The sequence below is a fragment of the Psychrobacter sp. NG27 genome, from assembly GCF_016106655.1.
Classification (GTDB): domain Bacteria; phylum Pseudomonadota; class Gammaproteobacteria; order Pseudomonadales; family Moraxellaceae; genus Psychrobacter.
This window is the reverse complement of record NZ_JADGIN010000003.1, coordinates 67,717-89,477: the sequence shown is the minus strand read 5'-3', so window position 1 is coordinate 89,477 and position 21,761 is coordinate 67,717. Positions and strand designations below refer to the sequence as shown.

Annotated in this window: 14 protein-coding genes; 7 read left to right on the top strand and 7 right to left on the bottom strand. The window is 44.4% G+C overall.

Annotated elements, in window-relative coordinates:
- Nucleotides 1-58: 58 nt before the first annotated feature.
- From IP485_RS06470 to IP485_RS06460, 3 genes are all read right to left on the bottom strand, one after another.
- Complete coding sequence (locus tag IP485_RS06470; RefSeq protein ID WP_198326543.1) at nucleotides 59-3,922, bottom strand: Ig-like domain-containing protein; 3,864 nt, start codon at nucleotides 3,920-3,922, stop codon at nucleotides 59-61.
- Nucleotides 3,923-5,427: 1,505 nt separating this feature from the next.
- Nucleotides 5,428-6,096, bottom strand: a complete 669-nt coding sequence (locus IP485_RS06465) for a cupin domain-containing protein (protein ID WP_198326542.1) — start codon at nucleotides 6,094-6,096, stop codon at nucleotides 5,428-5,430.
- Nucleotides 6,097-6,174: 78 nt separating this feature from the next.
- Nucleotides 6,175-7,038 carry a universal stress protein gene (locus IP485_RS06460; protein WP_198326541.1) on the bottom strand — a complete coding sequence of 288 codons (864 nt, stop codon included), beginning with the start codon at nucleotides 7,036-7,038 and terminating at the stop codon, nucleotides 6,175-6,177.
- A 321-nt stretch (nucleotides 7,039-7,359) separates the two neighbouring features.
- On the opposite strand from IP485_RS06460, the gene IP485_RS06455 reads away from it, so the two are divergent.
- The 7 genes from IP485_RS06455 to IP485_RS06425 all read left to right on the top strand — a co-directional run bounded on the left by IP485_RS06455 (nucleotide 7,360) and on the right by IP485_RS06425 (nucleotide 15,793).
- The gene (locus tag IP485_RS06455) at nucleotides 7,360-7,893 is read left to right on the top strand and encodes a DUF2058 domain-containing protein (RefSeq protein ID WP_198326540.1); all 534 of its coding nucleotides are present in this window, start codon (nucleotides 7,360-7,362) and stop codon (nucleotides 7,891-7,893) included.
- A gap of 445 nt (nucleotides 7,894-8,338) precedes the next feature.
- Nucleotides 8,339-8,743, top strand: a complete 405-nt coding sequence (locus IP485_RS06450; protein ID WP_198326539.1) for a hypothetical protein — start codon at nucleotides 8,339-8,341, stop codon at nucleotides 8,741-8,743.
- A 228-nt stretch (nucleotides 8,744-8,971) separates the two neighbouring features.
- Entirely contained in the window at nucleotides 8,972-11,125 is a 2,154-nt protein-coding gene (locus tag IP485_RS06445) for an FAD-dependent oxidoreductase (RefSeq protein ID WP_198326538.1), read from the top strand.
- Nucleotides 11,126-11,321: 196 nt separating this feature from the next.
- Entirely contained in the window at nucleotides 11,322-12,620 is a 1,299-nt protein-coding gene (locus IP485_RS06440) for an ABC transporter substrate-binding protein (protein ID WP_198326537.1), read from the top strand.
- The gene (locus tag IP485_RS06435; protein ID WP_198326536.1) at nucleotides 12,617-14,380 is read left to right on the top strand and encodes an ABC transporter permease; all 1,764 of its coding nucleotides are present in this window, start codon (nucleotides 12,617-12,619) and stop codon (nucleotides 14,378-14,380) included. The genes IP485_RS06440 and IP485_RS06435 overlap by 4 nt, the downstream gene beginning before the upstream one ends.
- Nucleotides 14,381-14,459: 79 nt before the next feature.
- Nucleotides 14,460-15,092, top strand: a complete 633-nt coding sequence (locus IP485_RS06430) for an ATP-binding cassette domain-containing protein (protein WP_198326535.1) — start codon at nucleotides 14,460-14,462, stop codon at nucleotides 15,090-15,092.
- Between the two features lie 71 nt (nucleotides 15,093-15,163).
- Nucleotides 15,164-15,793: a CDP-alcohol phosphatidyltransferase family protein gene (locus IP485_RS06425; protein WP_198326534.1), complete on the top strand. Its 630-nt coding sequence runs from the start codon at nucleotides 15,164-15,166 to the stop codon at nucleotides 15,791-15,793.
- A 112-nt stretch (nucleotides 15,794-15,905) separates the two neighbouring features.
- Here the strand turns inward: IP485_RS06425 and IP485_RS06420 are convergent, their stop codons facing one another.
- The 4 genes from IP485_RS06420 to dld all read right to left on the bottom strand — a co-directional run bounded on the left by IP485_RS06420 (nucleotide 15,906) and on the right by dld (nucleotide 21,728).
- On the bottom strand, nucleotides 15,906-16,517 hold the full coding sequence (locus tag IP485_RS06420; RefSeq protein WP_198326533.1) for a TetR/AcrR family transcriptional regulator: 612 nt from the start codon (nucleotides 16,515-16,517) through the stop codon (nucleotides 15,906-15,908).
- 223 nt (nucleotides 16,518-16,740) lie between these two features.
- Nucleotides 16,741-18,285: an aldehyde dehydrogenase family protein gene (locus tag IP485_RS06415; protein WP_227686457.1), complete on the bottom strand. Its 1,545-nt coding sequence runs from the start codon at nucleotides 18,283-18,285 to the stop codon at nucleotides 16,741-16,743.
- Between the two features lie 187 nt (nucleotides 18,286-18,472).
- Nucleotides 18,473-19,879 (bottom strand): YjiH family protein, encoded by a 1,407-nt coding sequence (locus tag IP485_RS06410; RefSeq protein ID WP_198326532.1) that lies wholly within the window; start codon nucleotides 19,877-19,879, stop codon nucleotides 18,473-18,475.
- A complete protein-coding gene (gene dld / locus IP485_RS06405) occupies nucleotides 19,860-21,728 on the bottom strand; it encodes a D-lactate dehydrogenase (protein ID WP_198326531.1) in 1,869 nt (622 codons plus the stop codon). The genes IP485_RS06410 and dld overlap by 20 nt, the downstream gene beginning before the upstream one ends.
- Nucleotides 21,729-21,761: the final 33 nt, after the last annotated feature.

Here is a 21,761-nt window from a genome sequence, read left to right as displayed (position 1 = left end):
TTGTAAAAAACGCCTCCATTTCGGAAGCGTTTTAAAATTGAAATTAGACTAATTGGTATTAGATAATATTGGTAATATCAGTATCGATATAAATCTGTGTAGAGATATCACTACCTGCTTGCCACACATTATATGTCTCACCTTCTGAGGCAGTCTGTCCCACATTAGACCAACTATCGCCTTCTAGATCGACCGTATCATCACTATCACCTTTGACATAGATAGGACTAGATACCTCTGAATTAGCAATATCTGCTGTTTGAACTAGCAGTGTATTGGCGCCAGTACCGCTAATATCGAGCACTTCCGTTTGGAATATATCAGATAGACTTAGCGTTTGGCTTGATCCAGTTAGGTTAATAGTATCTACTCCATCACCACCTATAATACTGACGTTTAGAGCCGAGTCGAGATTGATCGTGTTTGCACTATCATCTAACCCATCTAATTCAACTAGAGATGACTGAACAATATTATTTGTAATATTAACAACGTCATCACCACCTGCCATATTAACTGTGAAGTCAAGATCAATCACTAAATCTGCCGTAACACTATTGGTACCATCGGAAATAGTATATGTAAATGTATCTGACTGACCTGACGATTCATAATCACCATTAGCTGTATAGGTATAACCACCATTTTCATTAATAATGAGCACACCATATTCACCATTGATAGAGAGTGCGTCAACACCGTTTAGTTCAGTAGCAGTTGGTACTGAGTTTGAGTTATTACTGCTTGCTATCATATTAAGTGTGGTAATTGGATTAACAGTATCTTCGCCTGACTCATTAGTTGCTGAAGGATCAGGGTCGATAACATTGCCTGTCACTACGGTATCGTTAGCGAAACTATACTCAATCAATGTGGCTGTGACATCAGTCGTTTCAAGCAGTGTCAAAGTATTGCTGAGCAATGGAGCCACTAAATCATCAAGTACTCTGTCAATTTGTGCGTCTGACAGGAAAACTCCCAGAGTATTTATTAAACCATCAATTCCTAACCCTCCAGGGGCAGCTAGCAATGGGGTAAGAATAGGGCTAAGAATTGAAAAAGTTAGCCCTCCAAAGGGTCCTAAGGCATCTTCAACTGCATTTAAAACAGCAGTTTGATTGTTAGGCCCTAACACCACTCCAGACTCACCTAGCTCTGCTAACGTAAGGTCGTTCACCAAATCTGTTAATAAACTATTATCTTTACGAACTACGATTTTATAGTCACCTGGCTCTAAACCAGATACGGTTGCTGTCAAACCACCAGCATTATTTGTTAAACCTAAAACTTCTAAGCCAAGAACATTACCTACCAGTGGATTATTCTCGTTAGCAGCGATGTAAAGAAGCTGATTATTGTTATCATAAATTTCTAGACTAATCGCATCAGCTACTTGCAATAAAGCGGTCTGTTTAACTTCAATGTTGACAGTACCGTTGGTGCTTTCACTCACTGTAAAGCCGAGATTACTATTCGTGCCATCACTTCCACCAATAACTCCAAGCAATGTAAAGTTCTCTTGATCTATTGGTACAGTAGTTTCTACTTGTAATTCCAACTCAAGATTATCAGTATCATCTCGAGCAATGATAGGTGGCACAACAATAACAGGAACCCCGCCCGTTGTCCCTGCACTATCCAACTCACCATCAGTGGCATTGACCACTGGTGCTGGTAGTGAACCACCACTATTTACAAGGTCCGCACCCGCTTGGGTCAGCGTGATGATACCGGTGTCTGCATCAATGTCATAGTTCACCGCTGAGGCCGCGTCAAGCTCATAGGTGACCGCATCGCCATTTGGATCGGTTGAACCACTTGCGGTTGCTATGAGTGTACCGGCAGTCGCTTCACCTAACTCAAGCTCGGCAGAGGCTGAGAGGGTTGGTGCGGTTGGGGCATCGTTATTGTTGTCTACGATAGTTGGAACCCCGCCCGTTGTCCCTGCACTATCCAACTCACCATCAGTGGCATTGACCACTGGTGCTGGTAGTGAACCACCACTATTTACAAGGTCCGCACCCGCTTGGGTCAGCGTGATGATACCGGTGTCTGCATCAATGTCATAGTTCACCGCTGAGGCCGCGTCAAGCTCATAGGTGACCGCATCGCCATTTGGATCGGTTGAACCACTTGCGGTTGCTATGAGTGTACCGGCAGTCGCTTCACCTAACTCAAGCTCGGCAGAGGCTGAGAGGGTTGGTGCGGTTGGGGCATCAGCATCAGCGTCGGCATCGGCATCAGCGTCAGCGTCAGCGTCAGCGTCAGCGTCAGCGTCAGCGTCAGCGTCAGCGTCAGCGTCAGCGTCAGCGTCAGCGTCAGCGTCAGCGTCAGCGTCAGCGTCGGCATCAGCATCAGCATCAGCGTCGGCATCGGCATCAGCGTCAGCGTCAGCGTCAGCGTCAGCGTCAGCGTCAGCGTCGGCATCAGCATCAGCATCAGCATCAGCATCAGCATCAGCATCAGCATCAGCGTCGGCATCAGCGTCGGCATCAGCGTCAGCATCAGCGTCAGCATCAGCATCGGCGTCAGCATCAGCGTCAGCATCGGCATCAGCATCGGCATCAGCATCAGCGTCTGCATCGGCATCGGCATCGGCATCAGCGTCTGCATCGGCATCGGCATCGGCATCGGCATCAGCGTCGGCATCAGCGTCAGCGTCAGCATCAGCATCAGCGTCAGCATCAGCATCAGCATCAGCATCAGCATCAGCGTCAGCATCAGCGTCAGCGTCAGCATCAGCGTCGGCATCAGCGTCTGCATCGGCATCGGCATCGGCATCAGCGTCGGCATCAGCGTCGGCGTCGGCATCGGCATCGGCGTCGGCGTCGGCATCTGTATCATCTATGTCCGGCGCCATCATGCTAATTGGATCACTTTCATTACCCGCAGTATCAACGACAATGGCTGTAACCGTTTCACCATCTATCAATGGGTTACTGCTCGTATCAATACTATAATTACCATCACCATCGATTACAGCGGTATAATCGGGTTCACCATCACCGTCAGTGTCTACTTCGATCGTAGCACCAGGCTCTCCAGTCCCTGTAATCTCCGTTCCATTTTCATTAATTTCGAGAGTCGGTGTGGCAGGCACCATCGTATCTACACTGATATCTATAGTCGTAGGGTCGCTGACATTACCAGCAGGATCTGTTGCAGTTATGGTTAACTGCTCTGCCCCTTCACCCATCGCGTCCACATCATCTTGATCAACCGGAATACTCCACGTACCATCTGCACCAACGGTAGCAGTCCCAATAACGTTGCCATTACCATCTGTTAAAGTAATCGTATCACCAGTAACACCTGTACCCGTGACATCAAAACCATCTGTTGCTTCGCTGCCATTAATAATGTCATCTCCTGTGATAGGATCGACAGTTGGTGCATCGGGAGCGGTATTATCGTTATTATTGTTATTGTTACTACCACCGCCAGAGAGTGCAGCACCTGCAATACCTATACCTGCTAAACCTAATAGCCAAGGCATAGCATTAGAGCCATCTGCAGCGCCTATCCACCAAGGAGATGCTTGTGAGTCTCCACCCAGTGTCTGTCCCTCAATATCACCGGGTTGCAACTCAGTCACCGCATCTACTACTTCGCCAGTGTTTGGCACATAATAGGAGTAGCTACCATCTTCCGTGATACCTATCAATGCACTATCAATACCGTCATAAAAACCTTCAATAATCAGGTCAGAGTCGATACTTTCATTTTCAAATGAAATATGAAGATCTTTACCCATACGTTTAGTGACAATATTTTTTGGTGCTTGCCCAGCGTCTAGATCAAAAAGCTCATAATTGGTTTTATCGACAGCTTGAATAACTTTAGCAGCACCACTTTGAGTAGCAATTTGATACTCAGCAACTGTCTCAACTTGATTATTAACTTTAACCATTATATTTTTCATAATATCTTCCCTGATTAGTTAATTAATTTTGCATGAGTGTCATTAAAGCCGTTCGATAGACGACAGCTGATTTGACAAATTGAATGAGGTAAGAACAGAGTTCTACTAACTAATGTTTTTTGAATGAAAACGAGATTTTTTTTAGGCAAACATGCTATTGAGCATGTTTTTATGAGAGAAAGAAATTGATGGTTTTTAGAACAAAAAGCAGCATGGCCACTTATCTTTTTCGGCATTATTTTGAATGGGTCGATCATACTGGATTTAAGCAAATCCATATCTGCCTGCGTCGTTTCACAACCTACTAAACTGGCTCTTTTAGCCGATAATAGTACGGCCCTGCTGTTCATAGTACGGTACTCCCTGTACACATGATATAAAGTTACAAATGCATACTCTGATTTACTAGAAATCTAAATTAAAAATAAACAGACATACATTAAAAAGATAACAATTCGCTTATCATTTTCATTACCCTATCTTCATAATAGCTATATTTTTTTATCGTTCAATATAATTAGTTTTATATATATGTAAATTATATTCATGATAACAAATATAATTTACATATTAAATTTATCGAATATTGGGCATTATATTTAGATTTTTCAGCTAGTAATCAAGCTATGAAACATACCATTCCTCTTCAGAAGTAACTGCTTAATCTCTTGTAATAGTTGGTAAAGTTATTTGTTATAAGATAGATTCTATCTACTCATTTCAGTGAATTAGGCATTTCAAATAAACAGCTATAGAGCCTCACTATTTAATAATACTTAACTGCATTTAATTTTTATTAAATTAAAAATATATCAAAAATTGAATATATTATAAAAAATTAACAAAGAATCTCTTTACCTGAATTTTATTAGATAAAATTGGATAAATTAGATAATTTTATGCAATATTTTTGGCTCGAAAAGCTGATTTTTGCCACCTATTTAGTGACATATTCTTGAAATAATCATTCTAGGTAAGCGATTATCAATCGACAAAATTACACTTACTGATTGAATGAAAAAACGGTGCTGTAGGTACAAACAACGTGACCACACTTCTCCATGACTGGGCATCAATGGATATTGAGGCAGTTTAAGAAGTGTGTGATTGAGTTTTTCATTAAGCGGAGATACTTAAAAAGAGGAACTGAAAATAGATTTTTTCTCAACCATAGGCTGAGCCTACAAAAGATAGTCAACGACTGAAAAATAATTGATATAACTGACTTACTTCAAAGTCGAGTCGGTATTACTGGCATAAGTATTTGCAGATTATGTCTATAGCAGCACAATACGTAAAAAAATCTGTACAAGTAGCACATTAATAGATCAAGTAATACCAATTGATTATCTGAATGGACTAAAAACAGCGAGTGCAGAAATTATATTGAACCGACTATATAGACGAAATGTCCAATATAATTTAGATACAAGGAAGCCGAGTGAAAGTAGGACAAGTAGTAGACCAAGCGAGACTGACACCGCATCTAATTTATAGAGGATTGGCTACAGTCCGATCACTTGATCGAGATGCCCTGTCTTGAGATACAGCGTAGCGCCCTCTAGGCCTGCTTTGATCTGCGGATGCTCATCGGTAGGCAGACGTATCCACCCACCACGCGAATACACTTGCCCACCATCTATGAGTGTACCTGCCAGCACCAACAGCTCCGCCCCACCACTGACAGGTTCATTAAATAGCCGCTCATCTGCATTGATACGTTGTAAGCTCACCTGCTCATTATCATCTAAAAATAAAGGGCAAACCTCACGGGTACCGTGTTGCTGCCAATGAGCGCTATCTTGGGTATCAATCGCCACATAGTCAGATTCATCCGGCGACATCTGACGCAGCTTCACAAAAATAACTGCACCCTCATCACTATAAGGTGTGTGACCTGAAGCGGGTGGATTGCGCAAGTACCAGCCTGCTGGATAATGAGTGTCATCTGCAGAAAAAGTCCCTGACAACACCAAAATCTCTTCACCGCCCGGATGTAAATGATGCGGAAAATAAGAGCTGGGCGCATATCGTACCAAGCTGGTAGCGCGGGCTTTCTCTTCTCCTATTCGATCAAGCATGATGCGCTCGACACCATTTTGAGGGGATTTTACCCACTGATGGGATTCAGGTGCTAGCGAAGCGCGTTGGGAAAAATCTGCATTGAGACGCATAAAGTATTCCAAAGGTATTAGAGCGCGTTCTTAATTAAAAAATCAGAACACGCTCTAGAAATGGTGTTTATTCAGTATTTATCGTACTAAGATTACAGGAGACAAGGTACTGGCTATGATTTCTGTGGTGGTACTACCCAGAAACAATTGCTGCCATTTAGAATGACCATACGCCCCCACTATCATAATATCGACATCATACTCCAGTTGAAACGTTAACAGTCCATCAACGGCATCAGCAGCAGATATATGATGCGCTTCGACAATGAATCCTGCATCTTCTAGTTGCGCCGCTGCCGCACTCATGCTTTGCTTGGCGGCATCGTTATGGTTACCTACCATGACAATATGACCTTTCAAGCCCTTTAATAGAGGGCTTTTGCCCACCATCCATGCAGCCTTAATAGAGGTTTTGCTACCATCAAAGGCAATCATATAAGAGCTTGGCTCTTCAAACGTCTCTGAGCAAATAAGTATCGGCACCTCTGAGCCGCGGGCAACGGTCTCGATCTGACTACCTATATTGATCCGACTGTTCTTATGATCCTCTCCGCGGCGTCCCATCACGATGGCACGGTTTTCTTCTTTAAAATGCTCGATACTGGGCAGCAATTTGCCATGACGTTGATAGATACGAACACCCACCTCTGCAAAGCTGCTCTGCACATGGCTTTTGGCATCTTGTACCAATGCATTGCTATAGCTGTTGACCACTTTTGCACGTTGTTCATCTAATTGGGACAGCTCCTCTAACAAAAACTGGCGGCTATTTACCCCTATCGCTCCTGATAAGTCTCGTCTGCTCGATGCCGGTATGTCGCTGACGTGTAATATCCCAACAGGCAAATTGAGCTTGCTGGCGTACCAAGCGGCATAGTCACAAACGGATTCAGTCACTGCCGAGCCATCAATACAGGCCAAAATGTGCTGTGATGTTGTCATAATCTGTCCTTAGATTGAATTATTTAATCCTATACAGCTGGTCATACTTAACCAAGCTATGCCTTTTATTGGGGAGACATCTACAGAAAATATATCCCTTAATTTGATGATAACCAATTTGGGCGGCTTCATCCAGTGATGTATACGCTTTTGCCATCATCACAAACATGCTACTCCTATCATTACTTATGGTGTGCAAGAGTATTATATTGATCCGCCTATCCACTCTGGTCATTGTCTAACCACAAGCGCTGGTAAAGTTTGCTACAATATGTTTTTTAGTATTTGTGATTTAACTATCGTTATTTAGGTGATTGGATTATGGCAAAAAACGCCCTACAAGCTCAATTATTAAAGGCTGGATTGGTTGATAGCAAAAAAGCCAATAAAATCAGCAAGCAAACTCAACATGCCAAACGTACGGGCGATTCAGAAAGCCTAGAGACAAAGAAAGCACTGGCAGAGGCACAAGCAAAAAAACTGGAGAAAGATCAAAAGCTCAATCAAGAAAAACAGCAGGCACTAGAAGAAAAAGCCCTAAAAGCCAATATCGTCCAAATGATTAAACAGCATCAAATTGCGGATACACAAGGCGAGATCAGCTATCAGTTCGTCGATGAGTCTAAAGTTAAGAAGATTGCTATTACCCAAAAGCTATATGATCAAATCGTGGCAGGTCATGTGGTGATTGCGCGGTTAGAAGATAGCTATGCACTGCTCCCTCGCCCACTCGCTGACCGTATTGATTCAAAGATGGAAGGCTTTATGGTGGTGTCTAACGATACTGCCGAAGAAGCATTGGCAGAAGACGATCCTTATGCCGCTTATGTCATTCCAGATGATTTGATGTGGTAACTGCCTGCTTCTTGTGGTTTTAGCAGTCTTAATCATCAGAATATTACCCACTATCTAATCAAAACCCCACATAGAGTGCCTGCTCTATGTGGGGTTTTTTATCATTGGCCTCGTTATCTACGATCATATTTTGTATCAGCATATCCCATCAAACGTACCTAGAGTCAGCCTCCTTTAAGCCAGTATTGCTGGTTTGGTCGAAAAAGGTAACTCAGTCCTATAATTGCCCTAATTTGAATATATCAACTTGAACAGCCATTCAATAACCACTACAATGCGTTTTTAGCACTTCTAGTGGTAATACTTTGTTTATTTTTGAGTAATCACTCAATATTGTTCATATTTTACCTGTGTTTGTTATCTGATAGTCCAGTGCAATAGTGCCCGTTTTATTTGCTTAGCTTGTTTCAATTCACTTTCAGTTTTTCTCAACAAGAGATTATTTATGCCAAAACATTTACCACTCTCACTATTATTCCTTCGACTTGGTGTCTTCATTGTGTTCTTTTTTTGGACGCTCGACAAATTTGTCAATCCTGACCACACCGCCAATGTATTTGCTAAATTTTATGCACTAGAAGGCTTAGGCACCAGTATCGTATACGTTATTGGTAGCTTACAAATCATACTGATCTTCTCGTTCGTAATGGGTCTGTTTAAAAAATGGACATACGGCATTGTCTTATTGCTACACGCGGTTTCTACTTTTGCCACTTTCGGTCTCTATCTCACTCCTTTCGACAATCTATTGTTCTTTGCTGCATGGCCAATGTTGGCGGCTTGTATAGCGCTTTTCTTAATGAGAGATTATGACACCCTAACATTGGGTAAAAACAATCTCCCAGTATAAACGTCGGCAGCAGTTTTTATTGCTCTATAGTATAAATATCAGACAACAAGACACAATGTATATACTATTGAGACTACCGACTTAAACTTTTTATCGTGGTTAGGCGATTCAGACGATTCGATTTGATCGCCACCATTACTTAAACAGGGGTACTCAGGGATGAGTGTTCTACTGTTTGAGCAATAACTACGATTTTAGCCTTCGCTCCCTTATTTGGCCGGATTTTTCATGATTAAAAGAATATTTTTAATACTATTAATATTGATATTAGCGGCAAGCTTTTTTTATTTTGACCTAAATCAATTATTGACGCTTGATGGCTTAAAAGGGTCGATGGCGCAATTTAATGAATACAAAGCGCAGTCACCGCTGTTGATTATCGGTGGGTTTTTCTTACTATATGTCGTCGTCACTGCCCTCTCCTTACCAGGCGCTGCGATTTTAACGCTAGCTGCTGGTGCTTTATTTGGCTTGGTACAAGGCTTGCTAGTAGCATCGTTCGCATCGAGTATTGGTGCTACCATTGCCTTCTTGGCATCGCGATATTTACTGCGTGACACCATCAAACAGCGCTTTCCTGAGCGGTTGTCGGCTATTGATGCAGGCGTCGAAAAAGAAGGTGGATTTTACTTATTTACCTTACGTCTGGTACCCATATTTCCATTCTTTTTGATTAACCTATTGATGGGTGTGACGTCTATTAAAACATGGACTTACTACTGGGTCAGTCAAATAGGTATGTTGGCTGGGACATTTGTCTTTGTCAATGCAGGGACACAGCTGGCACAGATAGACAGCTTATCGGGTATTTTATCTTTCAACTTAATTGTCTCGTTTGCGTTATTAGGCTTCTTCCCATTAATAGCAAAAGGAGTGTTGAACATGTTTAAAAAACGCCGTGTTTATAAAAACCATACTAAGCCTAAAAAGTTCGATCGCAATATGATTGTGATTGGCGCAGGCGCTGGTGGATTGGTTACAAGCTATATTGCTGCTGCCGTCAAAGCAAAAGTTACATTGATTGAAGCGGGTGAAATGGGTGGTGACTGCCTTAACTATGGCTGTGTACCCAGTAAAGCCATTATCAAAAGCGCAAAAATCGCTGATCAAATTCGTCATGGTGAAAACTACGGGTTAGAGAATACCGTGCCGCAGTTTTCGTTCAAAAAAGTGATGGCACGTGTACAGCAAGTAGTGGCTGATATCGCACCGCACGACAGCGTTGAGCGCTATACCAATCTGGGCGTCGATGTGGTCAAAGGCTATGCCAAATTGATCGACCCATGGACAGTAGAAATCAAACTGAATGATGGTGGCATGCAAACCCTAACAGCGCGTACCATCGTCATTGCCACGGGCGCCCGTCCATTTGTACCACCTCTACCAGGTATAGAAGAAACAGGATACGTAACCAGTGACACGTTATGGACTAAGTTTGCCGAGCTAGAAGAAGCCCCTAAGAAGCTAGTAGTACTAGGCGGTGGGCCCATCGGTAGCGAGCTTGCTCAAAGCTTTGCCCGTTTAGGCTCTAACGTGACGCAAATTGAGATGAGCGATCGTATTATGGGTAAAGAAGACCTTGAAGTCTCTACCTTTGCTCATCAGTCGCTCACTGAAAGTGGCGTCAATATTTTAACCTCGCATCAAGCGATGCGCTGCGAGATGCGTGATGGTAAAAAATACATTATCGTCAAACACAATGAAACAGAAATCGATATCGAGTATGATGAGCTACTTTGTGCCGTTGGTCGTAGCGCACGCCTTGAAGGTTATGGTTTAGAGGCGCTAGGTATCGAAACCAATCGTACCATCGTGACCAACGAATACTTAGAGACGTTATATCCTAATATTTTTGCTGCAGGCGATATCGTCGGTCCATACCAGTTTACTCATGTCGCCGCTCATCAGGGTTGGTATGCCGCAGTGAATGGTTTATTTGGCAACCTGAAAAAGTTTAAAGTAGATTATCGTGTCATTCCTTGGGTTACGTTTATCGACCCAGAAGTCGCTCGTGTCGGTATCAACGAGCAAGAAGCCATTGATAAAGGCATCGATTACGAAATCACTCGTTTTGAGTTTGAAGAGCTAGATCGCGCCATTACAGATAGCGCGGCTAAAGGCTTTATCAAAGTCATTACGCCAAAAGGTAAAGACAAAATATTGGGTGTTACGGTGGTGTCTGAACATGCAGGCGACCTAATCGCTGAATTTGTACTGGCCATGAAACACGGTCTGGGTCTTAATAAGATATTGGGCACCATTCATAGCTACCCGACTTGGGCAGAAGGTAACAAATACGCCGCTGGTGAGTGGAAACGTGCTCACGCCCCTGAGACCGTATTAAGTTGGTTAGAGAAATACCATACTTGGCGTCGCGGTTAATTAATGGCGGTTAGTTAATAGTAGTTAATTAATGGCAGTTTGCTGATCAACGTCATTAAATGATGCGACTGGTAGCAAAGTTCTAAAAGACTCCAATAAAGCTGGTTTAGATTTCGTAGTATCTGTTTGGTTTGACATGGCAGGCTATGAGATCTTTACCGGCTTTACTAACATTTGAATCATGACGGAAACTTGAATGCACGTTATTACCGCTTTACCGATGCTCAAACATCTTACACGCTATAGCACCTACGCTATGGTGATGAGCATTTGTATTGGTATATCAGCAAGCACCGCATCACCTACTACTGCCAACATTAACCAAGACTTGTCACCTTGGCAGCAGATAGAAGCCCAAGGTAGCAATCAAGACGTTTATTTCTATGCATGGGGCGGTGATCCACAGATTAATGCTTATCTACAGTGGGTTGGCGATCAAGTCGATGACAAATATAATATCAACTTAGTGCATGTCAAATTAAGCGATACCAGTGAAGCAGTCAGTCGGGTACTCGCAGAAAAATCCGCTCATAATGACGATCAAGGCAGTGTTGATTTGGTCTGGATCAATGGTGCTAACTTTGCCACCATGAGTGAGAACTCATTATTACTTAAGCAATGGGCCAATAAACTGCCCAACTTTGCGTTGACTGATCCAGAGAATAATCCAACCGTAAATTTCGACTTTGGTGTGCCGACCAACGGTATGGAAGCACCATGGGGACAAGCCTCTCTGACGTTTTATTACGACAACTTATCGACCAGTAAACCGCCAACGACGCTAACTGAGCTAACCGCTTGGACAGCACAAAACCCTGGACGCTTTAGCTACCCAAAGCCGCCAGATTTTTTGGGTATGAGCTTCTTAAAGTACGTTTTAGTCATGCTGCATGAACAACAAGACGCTCAAACGGGTAAAAATACTAGCGCGCAGCTCAACTTGCCTGCCACTGAAGACAATGCCGCGCTCGTATTAGATCCGTTATGGGCATTTTTGGATGATTTTCATCCCACGCTATGGCGTAATGGCGAGCAGTTCGTACAGACAGGTGCGCAGATGCGGCGACTGGTCGATGATACGGAGCTGAGTCTTGCCTTTACCTTTTCGGCACCGGAAGTTCCGGCGGCCGTACAACGTTATGACTTGCCCAAAAGCATTCGCAGCTATGCGATGAGTGATGGCAGCTTAAGCAATACTCATTTTGTTGCCATTCCTTATAATGCTAGCCACCCTCAGGCGGCACAATTAGTAGCCAATTTTTTGATGAGTCCAGAAGCCCAAGCAAAAAAACAAACTCCTTCGGTATGGGGTGACAAAAGCGTACTGGTTCAATCTACGCTTAGCCCTGCACAACAAGCATTATTCAAAACCAAGCAGCCCCATCCAAGCGCCCTGCCCTTTGACAGTGTTAAACGCACGGTAAGCGAGCCGCATCCAAGTTGGGTAGAGGCCATCCAGCAAGGCTGGCAAGCACGTTATGGGGTAAGTCCATGAGCCAAGGTTTTGATAAAATAACAAAAAAAGGTGATAAACCTAGACCTATTACGCTTGAGAAAAAAGACCTGTTTACGCGCATCGTGTCTTTTAGTCCCAAACTCTTAATTCTCATATTAATACTACCGGTACTCTGTGGCCTCATCTGTGTACTACTGCCTGCCCTGAGCTGGCTTCCTGCCCTTGAAAAAACGACCTTGAACCTGCAAGGGTTTATAGACCTGTGGCAAACACCTGGCATCACGCAAATGGCTGCATTAAGTCTCGCTACAGGACTTATCAGCACCCTACTTGCTTTTGTCATTGCCCTGATGATATTGGCTGCGTTTTTTAACAGTGTTTGGTTGCAGCGTATTGAGCATTTATTAAGTCCTATCTTGGTCATTCCTCATGCAGCTGCAGCCATTGCCGTTGGGTTTTTGATTGCACCATCAGGTATGTTTGCACGGCTCATCTCCCCGTGGCTAACTGGTTGGGAGATGGCACCCGATGGTATGTTTCCGCATGATCCATACGGCATTAGCATCATCTTGGGTTTAACCTTAAAAGAGCTGCCTTTTCTGTTATTAATGGCCTTGGGCGCGCTTGCTCAGCCTGAGCTTGGCAAAAAATTGCGCCAACAGTATACCGTTGCGCTCAATTTAGGTTATTACCCAATTACTGCTTTTTTTAAGGCGGTCTTGCCTCTGTTATATCCTTTTCTACGTTTACCGATTTTAGCAGTGCTTGCCTATGCTAGCGCAAGTGTCGAGATGCCATTGATATTAGGTCCTAATACACCGCCAACGCTTGCTGTCTCTATCATACAATGGTTTAACGATGTCGATCTGACATTGCGTATCAAAGCATCAGCAGGCGCATTATTACAGCTTGTACTGACAGCAGGTTTAGTCGCCTTTTGGCTGGGCGGCGAAAAAGCTATCAAAGCCATGTTTAGTGTTTCGTCAATCAATGGCAAGCGTCATTATGCAGATACTATCTGGCAAAAAGTCACCGCTATACTTACCGTAGGCGTGATTGGTTTTATGATATTGTCGCTCGCTGGGCTTGTACTATGGGCATTTGCAGGATTTTGGCGATTTCCGGCGATGCTACCAGAGCAGTTCGTGCTATTACATTTTCAAAGTGCCTTTACCCAAATGAGCACACCACTGGTCAATACGCTTACCATTGGTGCCGTCAGTACCGCCTTTGCTGTTTTTCTGACTTTGTTATGCTTGGAAGCTGAGCAACTGAGTGCTAAGCCGCTGTCACACTTCACCAGCTTTATTATTTACTTACCGCTCTTGGTGCCAAGTATTGCGTTTCTGTTTGGCTTGGTATGGTTACAGCAGTTGGCCAATCATCAGTCAGCATTTTTTAATGTGGCTTTTGCGCATCTTTTATTCGTGCTGCCGTATGTGTTTTTATCACTGGCCAGTAGCTATCGACGCCTAGACCCTCGTTTTGCTCATGTGGCTGCCAGCCTTGGCGCTGCACCCATTAAAGTGTTTTTTCAGATAAAACTGCCGCAATTGTTTGCCCCTATTTTGATTGCTATAGCACTCGGTCTAGCGATCAGCTTTGGTCAGTACTTGCCAACTCTATTGGCAGGTGGCGGACGTATTGCCACTATCACGACTGAAGCGGTGACACTAGCGAATGGTGCCAGTAGGCGTACCAGTGCTGTCTATGCCATTATGCAAATGGCGCTACCGCTCATCGGTTTTATATTGGCTTGGATGCTACCCAAATACTTTTTTAGAAGTGGCACTCGATAGCACGCTAATCATAAACGAAAGCAAACGTTATCAAACATTAAAATAATCAGTCTTAAAAAATGCAACCAAAGGGTTCCTGATGCCATCATCTTTACAGATAAAAGACTTACAACTGTTTCGTCAGAACGAGCAGTTATTGAGTATCAATGAGCACATCGCTGGTGGCGAGATCCTAACCGTGATGGGGCCTTCTGGTAGTGGTAAGTCCAGTCTACTAAACTGGCTGACAGGCACTTTGGCGAGCGATTTTACCGCGTCTGGTACTGTCTGGTTGAACGATGAAAACGTGACTCACCTGCCAGCACATTTGCGCCGTATTGGTGTGCTGTATCAAGATGCCCTGCTGTTCTCGCACCTATCAGTCGCGGGCAACATTGCTTTTGCCATGCCAAAAGGAAATAAAAAGCAGCGAGTTGAAAAAATAGCGCAGGCGTTAGCTCAAGTGGGATTAGAAGGGATGGGAGATCGTCACCCTGATAACCTATCAGGCGGTCAACAAGCGCGTGTCGCCCTACTACGAACGCTACTGAGTGAGCCCAAAGCGATACTACTTGATGAGCCCTTTAGCAAGCTCGATACCCAGCTGAGAATGGATACGCGGCAATTGGTGTTTGAGCAAATTCGTACTCATAAGTTGCCTGCTATCATGGTCACGCACGATCAAAGCGATGCCGAAGCAGCAAATGGCAAGGTTATTCAGGTAGGACGATAGTTTCGAGTATCAAAGCCAAATATCAACGCTAAATACCAAACCAAAGTATCAAAATACAAAAGGCAGCTCGCATGTTAGATAAGTTTATCACGCCCGTTATCAAGCCGCTGCTAACCCCAATAGTAGCGACATTGCATAAGCTCGGCGTTACTGCTGATCAGCTGACGGTAGTGGGATTTTTGATTGGGATGCTGGCCCTGCCACTACTGGCATTTGAGCTATGGTATGGTGCATTGGCCGCGATTATTCTCAATCGTGTTTTCGATGGGCTAGATGGTGCGATGGCACGATATGCACAGCAAAGCTCAAGTGCAGGCGGTTATCTCGATATTACCCTCGACTTTCTGTTTTACGCAGCCGTACCGCTTGGATTTATCTTGGCCAATCCTGCACAAAACGCTATTGCAGGTGCATTACTACTGGCGGCATTTATCGGTACAGGTTCGAGCTTTTTGGCCTTTGCCATCGCTGCAGAAAAGTTTGCACTAGACAAGCCTCAGTTTAAATATAAAAGCTTTTATTACCTCAATGGCCTCACTGAAGGCACCGAAACCATTGTGTTATTCATCGCCTTCTGCATTTGGCCACAGCATTTTGTATGGTTTGCCAGTATTTTCGCCGCAGCTTGCGCTATTACAATTTTTACCCGTATACATGGTGGTTATCATACTCTCAAGCAGTTAGAAACGGCGCGGCGGTAGTATGCTATGACAAGGGATTATTGACTGAATTTAGGTTAATAGGGATCAAGATAAAAGATTCAGTTCAAAAACTGAATTCAAAAATCGCTAAGTCATCTAACATATAAACAAGCTACACCTGAGCAAAATCATCCACTCGCATGGCCTCTATCGATAATGCCATATCCTCAGCGAGCTCATGTACCGCCGAGCTATCAACATTACGCTGTGCAAAAGCACGCAGACCCATGACTTCCGCTTGTAGTCTTCGTCCGAGCCTCACGGCATCTAGCTGATTCTCTAGCTCGCCCATCTCTTGAGCAGCTCTAAAGCATTCTATAAAGCGCGTCTCCATACCAGCCAGCAGCATCTCAACCTTATCCAATGCCGTTTGCTCACGAGTACCGAGCTCTAATAAGCTTTTGACCAACATACAAGCTCGGCTCGGTAACGCTTTATCAAGAATCCCGCCAAGCTGTCTGATATAAGCTGCCAGACCTAGCAATGGCGTTGAGTGATGGCTTAATACGCGCTCAAGCTCAGTCAGTCCTAGACGTGCATAGTATTCTAGGGCCTCTTGAAACAAGCCATCTTTGCTTCCAAAAGCGGCATAAATGCTGCCTGGACGCATATCAAGCGCTTGTTCGATATCCTTCAGTGAGGTGGCATGAAAACCTTTTTGCCAAAAAAGCTGTAGCGCGCGCTCCAAGGCATCCTGACGATTATAAAGTGCGGTGCGTGACATAATGTGCCCCATTTAAAAAGCCGTGACCTCATATAAAAATGAGCACGGCTAGAAAACTTGAATGATTGCTCAATTTTATCCTGAATGGGCATAACAGTAAAGTTAATATAAGAAACGGTCTGGTAAACAAACGTAATGTTAGAGCGCGACCTAGCTATCAACAACCTTAATGGTAGCTAGGTGCAAATCTTAATAACAGCTAGCGAGAAACGTGAAAATCTGGTTAATGAGTCAATAATACATGCTTACTCTTTTGATAAGCGGATAGACCGTCACTACCCAGCTCACGTCCGATACCGCTGTGTTTAAACCCGCCCCATCCAGCCTCTGGCAATACAATCTGTTGCTCATTGATCCAAATATGACCCGCTTGGATTTGTAATGCCATTTCTAGCGCAGCCGTTTCATCCGCACTGACGATGGTCGCCGCCAAGGCATACTTACTGTCGTTCGCGAGTCGAATTGCCTCTATATTGTCGGTAAACGTTGTACTGACTAATACAGGCCCAAACACTTCCTCCATCCACAACTGACTGGTCGTTGGCACGTTGGTATAAATCGTTGGACGGGCAAAATATCCTGCGCCATCAACTATCTCGCCACCCGTTAAACAATCCAGATTTTCAGCTGTCGCAATATCAAAATACTTTTTAACTTGGGTCAATTGCTGCGCGCTGACCAGTGGGCCCATTTGCGTACCAGTATTAAAGCCATCGCCAATTTGCAGGCTTGCTGTTTTTACTTTTAACGTCTCAAGAAGCGGTTCAGCGATATCTTGATGTACAACCAATCGCGAAGTGGCCGAGCATATCTGACCTGCATTGGTAAATATTCCACCAATGATTAAATCACAAGCATGGTCAATATCAGCATCTGCGCATACCACGATGGCAGACTTACCGCCTAGCTCTAAACTGATGTCTTTGACACTTTTCGCGGCTTGGCTCATCACCTTTTCACCAACCACGTTACTACCCGTAAAAGAGACTTTATCAATGAATGGGTGACTGGTCATGGCGGCACCTACTTCAGCCGCGCCCGGTAAAATATTGACCACCCCTTTTGGCAAGCCTATCTCAGATAAGATATTACCTAGCATGAGCTCTGGTAATAATGTCACCTCAGACGGTTTTAATAATACAGTACAACCTGCTGCTAACGCAGGCGCTAGCTTCCAAGAAGTCGTTACCATCGGGAAATTCCAAGGCGTAATCAGCGCGCAGATACCCACAGACGCATATGTCTTTAACAATCGTATGCCTGACTCAAGCGTTGATACTTCAGACCACGTTGCCTGCTCCGTGATGAGGTTGGCATAATAACGATAGCAAGCGATAGCATCGCCAACGTCTATCTTTGCTTCCTCAATTGGCTTGCCGTTATTTAGCACAGACAATCCAACCAAGGTATCAAATCGCTGCTCCATAGAATCTGCAATCGTATTGAGATACCCTGCGCGTTCGCTTACCGTGGTTTGAGACCAGCTAACAGCAGCCTCAGAAGCAGCGCTAACTGCCATTTCTACATGAGCACTGGTACACAGACGCGTCGTTGCAATCACCTCGCCTGAGTTTGGATCATACAACGCATGCTCGTTTGCGTTATCAGAGCCTATATTATTAGAAGACATGACAACAGAGTCAGTCGCCAGTGCTTCAATCGTAATCCAGTCGCCATTGATATAAGCAGCGTTTAACACAACTTCATTTTGAGCTGTTTGTATGGCACTTTCTCGGGTCAAGCTTTCAGGGTTCAGCGTATCCATCATGGTCAATCACCTTTATTCTCGAATCAAATGGTCTTGATATGCTGCGCTATGAATCATGTCGCTATTATTAATATGACAGTTGCTGTACATAGCGTGCGTAAAATACTGAGTCAAACAATCGGTTTTCCTACCTACAGAAAAACCGATTGTTTTTATGCGAGATGCTCTATTGATAGTAAACGCAACACTAATAGAGCAGATGCGCTACGGATGTGATAACTACCAAGCTGATCAGTGTACGAAGTACGAAGATGAAGAACAGCTCTAGCACATTCAGTTTGATATTAGATTTCAAAATCAGCGCACCCACCTCAGACATATAGATAATCTGGGTGATTGAGGCCGCACCAACGATGAATCGTGTCATCTCACTCTCGATACTTTTGCCGACCAATGCTGGGAGGTACATATCCGCAAAGCCCATAATCATGGCAGGAGCTGCCTTTGCCGCCTCTGGAATCTGTAACCATTCAAGGACTGGTACTAATGGCGTGGCCAACCAGTTAAAGACAGGCGTGTACTCAGCCAAACCAAGACCGATAGTACCAATCGCAAAAATAACAGGGATGAGGCCAAAATAGATATCAAATAGATTGTGTAGGCTGCGTTTGAATACCTGACCCAAGCTTGGCATAGAATGCGCGCGCGTCACAGCACGGTTGACTGCCCACTGATACGTGGTGTACTCAGCAGGAATACCTTCATCCAGCATACTTTTACCAGAATGATAGGTATCAGGCTTGAGCGATAATGGCGGGATACGCGGCATGATGATCGCAGCGATAAAGCCCGTCAGCGCAATAGTCAGATAAAAATAGACGAAGTTATTGTCCACGCCGATGGTTTTGGCCACCACATAGGTGAAGGCGATAGAAGTTACGGAAAAAGTGGTCGCGATGATTGCCGCTTCGCGCTGGCTATAAAAACTCTTATCATACTCTTGCATGGTGACCAGCAAACCGATAGAGGCGGCACCAAACCAAGAAGACATCGCATCAACGGCAGAACGACCCGGCAACTTAAATAGCTTGATAAACACTTTACTGGCTAAAGTACCCAAAAACTCCATCAAGCCAAAATCAGTCAAAAATGGCAGCGACAAAATGGCAAAGAAAAACAACGGAATCAGAATAGGAATCAAATCTTCGAAAATGACGCCGCCAGTATTACGGTTAATAATAAACTCAGGGCCGACTTGCAGGTAAATCATCCAAACAAACAGCGTACCCAAAAATCGCGTGGTCAACCAAAACCAATCAACATCGAACAGCTTTTTGACCAGTGAGTCTGCAGGCAAATTGGGTTTGAGCACTTTGACTGCCAACGCTCCAATAAAGGAGACCGACACGATGGCCATGGTGATATAGACCACAAAACCGCCCAACGCCACTTGTAGCGTATCGGTCAATACACCCAATAAGATCGTGACCTTACCATCCCATTGAAAGGGAATGATAAATAGCGCAATACCCAATGCTGAAAACAATAGGAACTTCCACATTGCTGCACGCCACTGTCCTGCTTTTGGCGTTTCTGGATCGACCGTATTATTCCCTAAAATCGGCTGCTGCGACTTATCCATATAACTCGTCATTGAACTTCTCCTTAATGGGCGATGATTGCCAGTTTTTCCATTTCTCTGTCTGACCAATACCTGGGTTTAGCGAATTGGTTGGATCCAGTTTCTTATAAAAATAATGTAGGGCCGTTTTTGCAGGGTATACGTGCCCCACATTGTGTTCAGCGGGATACTCAATATGACGCTTATCATAAAATGCCAGCAGGTCTTCCTTGAACTGCTTAGCACCCGTTTTGGGATTTAAAAAATAGTCTTGGTGCATGACATGGCAGAAAAAATGCCCCAGATAAAAGGTTTTACTGACTTGTTCTTTTAAGTGATGAGGTAAAGTCTCATCCCAATCTGTCGCGTTTCTTGGTAAGGCAATATCAGTCGCTAACAGCTCACCAAATTCGGTGTGGTTGAGATTATGATAACGAAACATAGCAGCGGTGGCGGCACTGCGAAACACCAATAATGCTTGGGCCTCTGTTTCAGTACACGGATGCAATGCGCCTTTATACTGCCGTATGTGGTTTTGCAAAAAAGCTTTAGCTGCGGCAATATGGTCTTTTTTATCTTTGTCTTTATCGTTGCTATCGTTATGGCCGGTATCTGTATCAACGCCATCTGCTACTTTTATGATCAAATGATAACGGTATGAGAGCGCTTGCGTGCTCAAAGGCGCAGGTAATGATGGCGGCATAAACCTCGATGCCATTTGTAATATTCGATCGGGCAATGTTTTGGGCAAGCGCCATTTATTCAAGTAATAGCCAATTCTGGCTTGTAGACGGTACAGCGCGCCTATCTGACTTGCAGGTAATCTCCGCATACTCAAACAAGTGTCACGGCCATAACGCAGGGTGATGTCGTTATAGTCTCTATGCATATATTCAGCAAACACTGGTAGGTTTAGCTCGCTTTTTAGCCACTGCTGACGCAGCGAGGTCAAGGTATCTGCATCATTGGTCGAGATATAAAAGGTTTTCTCTCGCTTAGGTTTGGCAAAGGTCGCCACTCTCACTGCAAACACGATGACCTTGCCAGCCGATCCTGATGCCTCATACAAGCCATTAGGATCATTGTTAAATCTGGCTGGCGTATCGGAATCACAGTCACGTACTTTATGCTGGTAATGATGATTGCTACAAGTATTGCTCTGGCTGATATTATGAGTGTCGTCAGTAGTGCTAGAACTACTAGCAGGTGTTGAGGCTTTATCAAATGTGCCATTTTGCAGAGTCTCAAGTATCTCCTCCGGCTGCGTCCCCAACTCAATGCCTAGATGGTTGATCAACTCAAAATGACCGGAACTGTTACGTCTGGCAAACAGCGCCATCTCAGTATAAGCAGGGCCACGCTGCACCAACATGCCGCCTGAGCTGTTGCAGATACCACCAATCACCGAGGCACCAACACAACTAGAGCCCAATACTGAATGCGGCTCACGGCCTAATGGCGCAAGGGTGGACTCTAATTTCTGCAGCGTGGCAGCTGGCAAAGCGATGAGCTCTGTCGCGTCATTGAGCAGATAAATACCACTCAATAGCTGCATAGAAATCATAACCAGCGGTCGGTCATACTCACCATACGGTGTTGAACCACCCGTCAATCCGGTGTTGGCCGCTTGAGCAATGATAATCACATCGGCCGTAGCACAGACATTGATGGCGCGCCATAGTGCCACAAGTGTGGGCGGTGTCACAACTGCTACAGTAGCATTCGTGATTGTATCAATCGCGCCTTGCACATAAGCTTGCTGCTGGCTGGGACTGGTCAACACATTACTCACGCTAACCGCAGCTGCTAAATCCGATAACAAGTTCGGTAGCTGCTTATGCTTGGCTGCTGAGTCGCTTGTAATATGTGACACATCTGACATGAGAGACCTTCTTCCTTGAATGATCAGCCTTGG